4 protein-coding genes and 4 pseudogenes are annotated in these 8,564 nt (G+C 65.4%); 6 read left to right on the top strand and 2 right to left on the bottom strand.

The window, feature by feature from the left end; genetic code table 11:
* From ATB1_RS15125 to ATB1_RS15100, 6 genes and pseudogenes are all read left to right on the top strand, one after another.
* Nucleotides 1-427, top strand: a pseudogene (locus ATB1_RS15125) (hypothetical protein); the annotation flags it as partial.
* 75 nt (nt 428-502) lie between these two features.
* A pseudogene (locus ATB1_RS15120) lies at nt 503-2,332 on the top strand (spermidine synthase).
* Nucleotides 2,333-2,338: 6 nt separating this feature from the next.
* On the top strand, nt 2,339-2,869 hold the full coding sequence (locus ATB1_RS15115; protein WP_042665235.1) for a DUF2617 family protein: 531 nt from the start codon (nt 2,339-2,341) through the stop codon (nt 2,867-2,869).
* Nucleotides 2,870-2,891: 22 nt separating this feature from the next.
* Nucleotides 2,892-3,863 carry a hypothetical protein gene (locus ATB1_RS15110; RefSeq protein WP_042665233.1) on the top strand — a complete coding sequence of 324 codons (972 nt, stop codon included), beginning with the start codon at nt 2,892-2,894 and terminating at the stop codon, nt 3,861-3,863.
* A gap of 201 nt (nt 3,864-4,064) precedes the next feature.
* Nucleotides 4,065-6,372, top strand: a pseudogene (locus ATB1_RS15105) (pentapeptide repeat-containing protein).
* A 333-nt stretch (nt 6,373-6,705) separates the two neighbouring features.
* Entirely contained in the window at nt 6,706-7,098 is a 393-nt protein-coding gene (locus ATB1_RS15100) for a PIN domain-containing protein (protein WP_042665230.1), read from the top strand.
* Nucleotides 7,099-7,181: 83 nt separating this feature from the next.
* Here the strand turns inward: ATB1_RS15100 and ATB1_RS15095 are convergent.
* Together ATB1_RS15095 and ATB1_RS15090 are read right to left on the bottom strand one after the other, a co-directional pair.
* Nucleotides 7,182-8,013 (bottom strand): annotated as a pseudogene (locus ATB1_RS15095) (carbon-nitrogen hydrolase family protein).
* 42 nt (nt 8,014-8,055) lie between these two features.
* Entirely contained in the window at nt 8,056-8,409 is a 354-nt protein-coding gene (locus ATB1_RS15090; protein ID WP_042665228.1) for a hypothetical protein, read from the bottom strand.
* Between the last annotated feature and the right edge of the window lie 155 nt (nt 8,410-8,564).

Below are 8,564 nucleotides of genomic sequence, written 5' to 3'. Positions count from 1 at the left end.
CCGCGGCACGGGCGGCTACGCCTCCGCCCCGCGGACGGTCCACGGCCACGCGTGGTACCACGGCGGCGACTACGCCGACGACTGGTACGAGAACAACGCCGGGAAAGTGAGCCGGTTCCCGGTCGGCGTCGCCGCGCTCGGCGTCGCCTACCTCGGGTCGACCGCGGCGATGCGGGACGACGCGCCCGACGCCGGCCCGGTGCCGTGGGACCGGGAGATTCAGGACCCGAACGACACCGTCGAGTACGACATCGACGACGACAGCCAGCTCGGACAGGACGGCTGGTACCGCGTCGGCGCGCACGTCGTCGGCGACGACGTGAACCACGACTTCCGCTGGGAGTGTTACGACCTCGAAGTCACCGACGGCATCGGCGACGCGGGGTACTCCATCGAGGAAGAGTGGAAAGTCTCCCCGCGCATCTGAGCGGGACGAACGACGACGGCGGCGGCCGCGACGGCGACACCGCCGCGTCCGCCGCGACCGATTCGCCCTCTATCGATGTCTGACACACGAACCGACACGGCGACGCTCCTGACGCTCACCTTCGTGGTGTCGTTCTGTAGCTTCGCCTACGAGTTCGTCTACTCGGAGCTGTTGACGGTGATGTACGGCGGGACGGTGACCCAGTACGTCATCACGGTCGGCCTGTACTTCTTCAGCCTCGGCATCGGCGCGGCGCTCTCAGACGACCTCGACGGCGCGACCCTCGGCGGGAACTTCTTCCGAACCGAGGTGCTCTTGGCCGCGGCCGCGCCCGCGGGCTTCCTGCTCATCGTCGGTCTCAACAGCGTCCGCATCCCGCAGGCCGTGCCCGCGGAACTCGTCTGGACCGTCGCCCGCCTGCCGGTCGTCGTCGTCGGGTTCCTCTCCGGGTTCGAACTCCCGCTTTTGACCCGCATGTTCGACGAACTCGACGACGACGGGTCGGCGACGCCCTCGTTGCTCCGGGACGCCGGAACCCGAATCCACGATTTCGTCGTGGCCGCCGTCGGCACCCTCTGGACCGTCGAGCGGACCGAGGGCCGCAGAAGCGGGCTCTCGGTCATCCTCGCGATGGACTACGTCGGCGGCCTCGCCGGTGCCGTCGTCTACGCCCGCGTCCTCTACCCGGGCCTCGGCCTCATCCCGACGATATTCGTGCTGGCGCTCCTCAACGGGGTCGCCGCGCTCGTCTTCGTCGCCCACTTCGGCGACTGGTCGTGGTGGCCCCTCGGCGGCGACGCGTCGTCCGCGAGCCCCGCACCCGGCGGAAACACGACCGCCAGCGCGCAAGACGACCGCTCGCTCTCGGCCGCCCGCGTCTCGAAGACGCTTCTCGTCGTCTGCCTGCTCCTGACGGCGACCTACGCGGGCGTCGTCTGCCAAACACGACGTCGCCGACGAGCGACTGTCACAGCTCTATCTCGAACGAGCAGATCGAAAACGAGTATTCGCCGGGCGCGATGCGCGCGACGGTCACCTCACAGGAGACGACCGCCTACCAGCACGTCATCCGGTACGACCGCACGTGGACCGGTACCGGTCCGAACCCGTACTTCGACGGGCGAACCGAGCAGTGTCTCCGCCTCGGCGCGGCCGTCCAACTCTGCGAGAGCTGGGCCGACAGCTACCATCGGGGGTTGGTCGACGTGCCGATGTCGCTAGCCTTGGGTACTCGAACCCGGCCCCGAGACGAAGGTGCTCGTCGTCGGCGGCGGCGACTGGATCGCCATCGACCACCTGCGGGAGTACGGCGTCACCGTCGACCACGTCGACCTCGACGGCGAGTTCATGCGCGACGCGAAGACGGACCCGTTCTTCCGCCGCTGGCACGACGACGCCTACGAGTACGACCGGCTGAACACGACGGTCGCCGATGGCTACCGCTACCTTCAGGAGACGAACGAGACGTACGACCTCGTGTTGCTCGACGTCCCCGGCGCGACCGACGACGACCTGCTCACGCTCTACTCGACCGAGTTCTACCGCTCCGTCCGGACCCACCTCTCCGAGGACGGCGTCGCGGTGACGTGGGGCTACTCGCCCGACGCCTACCCCGAACACCACAAGGCGTTCGTCAACACCGTCGGGGCAGCGGGCTTCACCCAAGAGCTTTCGTACTGGGTTCGCGAGGACCTCGACGACGACGGCGAGACCGAGCGCGTCGAGCAGTTCTACGTGCTCGCGCCCGGCGACCGCCCCCGGCTCACCGGCGACGGCGCGACGCGGTACGTCCGCGCCCGCGAGGAGCACTACGACTCTGCCGAGTGGCACACGGTCCCGCACTACCGCGGCGTCCGCCAGAACTCCATCTTCCACCCGAACTACGACATCCTCGTCGACACCTGATCTCCCATGCCCTCCCAACCACCTTCCACCACCGAACCGCCCGCCGGCTCCGACCCGTCTCCGCCGGTCGAGACACCAACGGAACTGTACTTCGGCTACAGCGCCGACGTGCCGGACCTGACGACCGTCGACGTGAAGACGGTCGCCCCGGCGACGCTCGCGGGCGAGCCGGCGGTCCTCACCGTCATCGGCGAATCCCACTACGTCGGCCTGCCGGCGCTCGATTTCCACGAGCTGTGTTCGTGCAAGCCGCTGCCGCACGAACGGACGCACGAGACGCCGCTTTCCGTCGGCGCGGAACGCGAGTTCAGCTTCGAGAGCGACCGACTCGACGCCCGAACGGTCGTCGAGGGTCGGCCGCTCGGCGACTTCCCCGGGCCGGACGACGCGACGGTCGCCTATCGGTTCGACCCGGACGCGTGGACCACCATCCGCGTCGGCGACGGCGGCTACGAGACGTACCACACCTACCCGGAGTGCGACCTCGCGCTGTACACCGAGACGACGATGACCCCCAAACGAGAGGCCCAGCGATGACACCCGAACGACAGACCCAACGATGACCCGAAACGGCACCACCTACGACGGCGACGTGACGCTCAACGGCTCCGAACGACCTCCGGTCGAACTCCACGACCCCGCGGACGTGTTTGTCGGCGGCGCGAGCGTCGCCGGCGACCTCACCGTGCAGAATGCCGAGTACGTCTTCACCCACGCGCCGGTGACCGACGACGCGGCCGTCGGTGACGGGACGGCTGGCGACGCGGCCGTCGAGACCGAGATTCGCGGCAGCCTCGAAGACGGCTACGTCCAGTCGGTCGACGGCGACGTGCTCCTCGGCGACGCCGAAGACGTGTTCATCGCGGCCGACGCCGCCGACGGCGCGGTCTCCGCGCCCGGCGCTGAGAACGTCTACGCGGGCGAGGCGACGCCCGTCGCCGCCCCCGATGACTACGACGTGTCCACCTTCGGCTGGAAGCAGTCGGGGAGCGCGACCGACCCCGACACCGGCGTCTACGCGGTCGGCATGGCCCACGACATCGACCTCACGAAGGTCAACTCCGACGTGGAGCTCTACCTCGTCGGCCACGGGCACGAGGTACGAGTCGAGGGCCGGGGCGCGGCGGTCTCGGTTCACTTCGTCGGTTACGACAACACCGTCAGTGTCGGGCCGTATCTCGCGTCGAGCGTCGAGACCGACACCGGCTTCGACAACGCGGTCGACGCCGACCCATACCCAGCCGAGGACCTCGTCGAGATGTCCAGAAGCGAGGCCTACTCGAACGCCGGGTTCGGCCGCCGGAAGGTGACGTTCCAAGAGCCGGCCAACGGCGACGAGTGGTGTCCGAACTGCGGCAAGCCCGCCGAGGCCATCATCGAGCGCCACCAGATGGAGGCCTTCTTCCTCTTCGGCTGGCCGCTTTGGACCTTCGAGCAGAGCACCAATCCCGCCCGCGAGTGCGAACACTGCTCGCCCAACGCGATTCACGCCGAACTCTCGGCGTCCGAGCGCCGCGAGATATTCGACTGACGCCGGCGACGGTCCGAAGATATATATCAAAACACCAGACAATGTTGCACATACGACTGTCCGCGCGTTCGAACGTCGCCCCGACGACCGAACGCACCCGCCGGGTCCGCACCCGCAACCGTATCCGCCACACCCGCTGTCCCCGGCACACCCGTCCACCCCTCCCCACCCATGTCGAGAAATGAGTCCACGCCGGCGTTGCTGTCCTCCTCATCGTGCCGGTACACGTTCGACCCGTCGGTCCAGACCGACGCCCACCTCCAGACGACGTGGGAGTGTCCGCACGAAGCCCACCCCCGAAAGCGAGTTCTGCGTGTTCCACATGAGCCGCGACGAGCGCGCCTCGCTCGACGTGACCGGCGACGACATCGTCGGCGAACTCCGGGCGAACCTCCAGTCGCCCGACACCCGCGTCAACGAGTACGTCGGCGCGGACCTCCCACACCTCTCGCTCACCTATCAGGACATCAACGGCGCGACGAACCACGTTCTCAACTTCCAGCACGCCGACATCGACGGGTTAGACCTCACCCACGGCCGCCTCGACCAGGGGTTGATTCTCCGCGAGGCGACGGTCGACCGCCTCAAACTCGACGAGGCGGTCGTCACCGGCGACGTGGACGCCCGGGAGGTCACCGTGACCGGCGCGGTGACGACCAACGAGGCGACGTTCGAACAGGACGTTCGCTTCTCCGGGGCGACCTTCCGCGGCGAGGTCCGCTGCGACGAGACGGTGTTCCAGGGCGACACCAGTTTCGCAGACGCGACGTTCCACGGCACGGCACGCTTCCGCAACGTCGAGACCAGCGGGAGCAGCCACGTCCTCGACGACAACATCACCTTCGCGAACGCGACGTTCCGCGACGACGCGAGTTTCAGACAGGCCATCTTCGACTACGTGACGTTCGAGGGGGCGCGGTTCTCCGCGGGTTCGGACTTCGAACACGTCGAGTTCGAGGGTGACGCGCGGTTCGACGGCGTCCGCTTCGACGAGATGGCCGACTTCGACGAGGCGCGGTTCGACGACGACGCGAGCTTCGCCGACGCCCGGTTCATGCAGTTGGCCGAGTTCCGCGGCGTCGAGTTCAACGGCGGGAGCCGGACGATTCACGACGACGTGACGTTCGAGGGCGCGACGTTCGAGGGCGAAGCCGATTACAAACTCGCGCGCTTCCGCTATTCGGACTTCAAAGACGCCGTGTTCAAGGACGCGGTCAGCTTCGACCGCGCGACGTTCACCGCCCGCACCGACTGCTACCGCCTCCGGGTCGACGGCGCGTTCGACCTCTCTCTTTCGTCGTTCGGCGGGCAAGCGAACTTCGACGAGAGTGAGTTCCGCGACGCCGTCGTCGCCGAGGAGGCGACGTTCGGCTGTGACGCCTCGTTCGAGGCGGTCGAGTTCGAAGTCTAACGCCCGGTTCGGCGAGGCGCGGTTCGAAGAGGACGTGAGCTTCAAGACCGCCACGTTCCACGGTCCGGCCTCGTTCCGCGGGACGTTCTTCGAGGGCGAACTGCAACACCTCGAAGCGAACGCCTCGTTCAACGAGGCGACCTTCGAGGCCGGCGCGGAGTTCGAGGCGGCGAACTTCACGAGCGCGTCGTTCTGGGAGACGACGTTCCACGACCGGGCGGACTTCCGGCAGTCGGACTTCGAGACGGCGCGCTTCCGCGTGCTCGTCGGTGACCGCGACACCTACCTCGACTTCACCGACGCGACGCTCTCAGGCGGCACGATTTCGCAGGGCTCCGGCGAGCCGACGCCGTACGACCTCACCCGCGCGACCATCGGCGACCTGACGCTGGAGGGCGACGGCAACGAACACCAGCTTCTGGACCACTTCCGCTTCTGTCTCACCGAGTTCGACCGCTTCGACTTCAGCGACCACCACGGCTATCTCGAACGCAACGACTGGACTATCCACGACTTCGTCGGCAAACGGCGCGACCGGCCAGTTCGGCCGTCGAACTGACGCCCGATATCATCGAAGAAACCTACCGGAAGGCGCAGGACAGCGCCAACGCCGTCGGCGACACCCCCGCGAGCCGCGAGTTCGAGTTCAAGCGCTACTACTACAACCGACAGAAGAACTTCGACATCATCCTCAACGAGTACTCGCTGAACACGTGGGCTCGTGGCAAGAAGGTCGCCAGCGTGGGGCTGAACACGCTCATGCAGGTCACCTGCGGCTACGGCAACCGCCTCCCGCGAATCGCGGCGTTCACGTTCCTCCTCCCGGCGCTGTTCGGGCTGTGTTACGCCCTCGGCGGGCCGTTCCTGACGCAGGCGGGGAGCGTCTTCGACCCCGCCGCGGTCGACAAGACGACGATGGAGGTGCTCTTCGACAACGTCTACTACAGCTACATCAGTTTCAGCACGGTCGGCTACGGCGACATCAACCCGCTCGGGCCGGCGGCGCGCGTGCTCGCAGCGAGTCAGGGGATGTTGAACGGGCTGTTCTTCACCCTGCTCACGTTCACGCTGTTCAAGCGCGTCCTCGGCGGGAGCTAATCGGGCCGGGCGTCGTTGTAGTCATCGGCGCTCGTACGGCGTCTGTCGCACTCATTAGTACCTGACAGAACTGTGTGACCCAGGTGGAGGGTGTTCAGCAAACCGACACCTGTCTTAGTGCATTTAGCGGAGTGAAATTCTGAATAGAGAAAGCGATTTACAGGCACGTCTGTAATTACCGGCAATGGGTAGCTACGCAACGCCGCCGAATTGGACCGACGAATCGCCCGAAGATGACGAGCCTCAGGCTCGACTCGGCGACCTACTTTCAGGTCGACTTGCAGATGTTGAAGTTGATTCCGTTGAAGCGGTACGTGACGAACGAAGCCGAGAATGAAAGTCTTCGTCGATACAAATGTCTTTATTGCTAGTTTGACTGATGAACCGGGTCGTGGTGAGATTGCGACACAGTTACTCAACGAAAACCACGAGTTCTGTACCTCCATTCTGAATCTCATGGGAATTCGGTCAGTAATGACGAAGAAGAAGCGCGTTGAGCAGTCCCGCGTCGAGTCGGTGTTGTCGGATATCTACGGTAGTGTGGACATCTACGCGCCCGAAATCAGCGACCAGATTGCGGCGTATGAATTACAGCGAGACAATCTGCTCTATACAATAGATTGTGTACTTCTAGCATTAGCGAACGACGTTGATGCGACTATGGTCACCTTCGACGGGGAACTGCTCGATCACGGCGCTGTTGCACCGGAAGATTTGATTGACTGACCTCACAGGAACGGAGTTCTCGACGGAGCTATCTCGACTGGTGTCACGAATCGTCACCGCGTCGCTCATTCACTTCCCCCTACTCACTCGTCCGACCGCTCGTACACGTCCGGACGCGCGTGCTGGAGCGTCTGCATGTCGCGGCGGATATCGTCCAGGTGCGACAGGTCAATGCTCGCCGTGACGACTTCCTCGCGGTCCCGCGCCTTCGAAATCACGTTCCCCCACGGGTCGACGACGAGCGTGCGGCCGTAGGTCTCGACCCACGACGGCTTGTCGCCGATTTGCCCGGGCGCGATGACGTACGCCTGATTCTCGATTGCGCGGGCGCGAAGCAGCGGCTCCCAGTGGTCTTTTCCGGTGTGCATCGTGAACGCCGCGGGGACGAGAAGGACGTTCGCGCCGGACTGCGCCATCGTTCGGTAGAGTCCCGGAAACCGGAGGTCGTAGCAGATAGAGAGGCCGAACGTCGCGAGGTCGGTATCGACCGTTACCGTCCGGTCGCCGGGGGCGACGTAGTCCGATTCCCGGTGTTCGACGCTCCCGTCGAGTTCGATGTCGAACAGGTGGACCTTCCGATAGGTGTCGAGCACCTCACCGCCCGGGCCGATGAGCGCCGACGTGTTGTACACCCGGTCGCTGTTCGGAATCCGCTCGAAGAAGCTCCCCGTGTGGACGAAAACGCCGTGCTCGCGGGCCTTCTCGGAAAAGCCGCTGTATCGTGGGCCCGTCGAGCGACTCCGCGACCTCGTCGAACCGCTCTTCCGGGCCGATGAAGGTCGTCATCTCCGGGAACGCCACGAAGTCAGCGCCGTCGGCCGCGGCCTCGTCGAGGAGGCCGAGCGCCCGCTCCACGTTCGCCGCCTTGTCGTCTCGCGAGTCTAGCTGGCACGCGGCCGCCACGAATCGGGACATCTCGTCGGACCGTTACGCGGACCGACGGTATGGTAGTCACGGTTATTCGCTCGGGTCGAACTCCAGATAGACGAGTCGCTCGTCTCCGACCGTCCAGCCGCGGTGTCCCGGTGGGATAGTCGCGGCACAGCCGGCAGTAATCTCCGTCTGCGTCCCGTCGTCCAGTTCGAGGCCGAGCGTCCCGGAGACGACGTAGATGTCGTGGGCGTTCTGGCAGTAGTCTGGCTCCACGCTCCCGCGGTCGCTGTCGGTTCCCCACTCCGGCTCCAGCGTCGCTCGCGTGACCGCCACGTCGCTTAGGTCGACCGACTCCGTGCGGCCGGCTTCGAGCGCCGTCGAGTTCGTGTCGGAAAGCTCCGTGACAACCAGCTCGTCGACTTCTGTACTGTCTGCCATAGAACACGTTCTCCGGGGATGGTAGTATCTCTTCCGTCGGGGCTGACAACGTCACCAACACACATAAGAGAAATTTAGAAATCAACTTCCTATACTATTTCAGATAATACTGTCTGGATCCGTTGACTCGGTAGGCTCGCTGTCTACGAATCGGC

This window comes from Haloferax sp. ATB1 (assembly GCF_000730175.1).
Note: the sequence above shows the minus strand (reverse complement) of the source record. Positions and strands in the feature narration are given on the sequence as shown.

Coding starts and splice junctions, on each gene's coding strand:
- ATB1_RS15100 (WP_042665230.1), top strand. CDS start 6,706: ATGAAAGTCTTCGTCGATACAAATGTCTTTATTGCTAGTTTGACTGAT.
- ATB1_RS15110 (WP_042665233.1), top strand. CDS start 2,892: ATGACCCGAAACGGCACCACCTACGACGGCGACGTGACGCTCAACGGC.
- ATB1_RS15090 (WP_042665228.1), bottom strand. CDS start 8,409: ATGGCAGACAGTACAGAAGTCGACGAGCTGGTTGTCACGGAGCTTTCC.
- ATB1_RS15115 (WP_042665235.1), top strand. CDS start 2,339: ATGCCCTCCCAACCACCTTCCACCACCGAACCGCCCGCCGGCTCCGAC.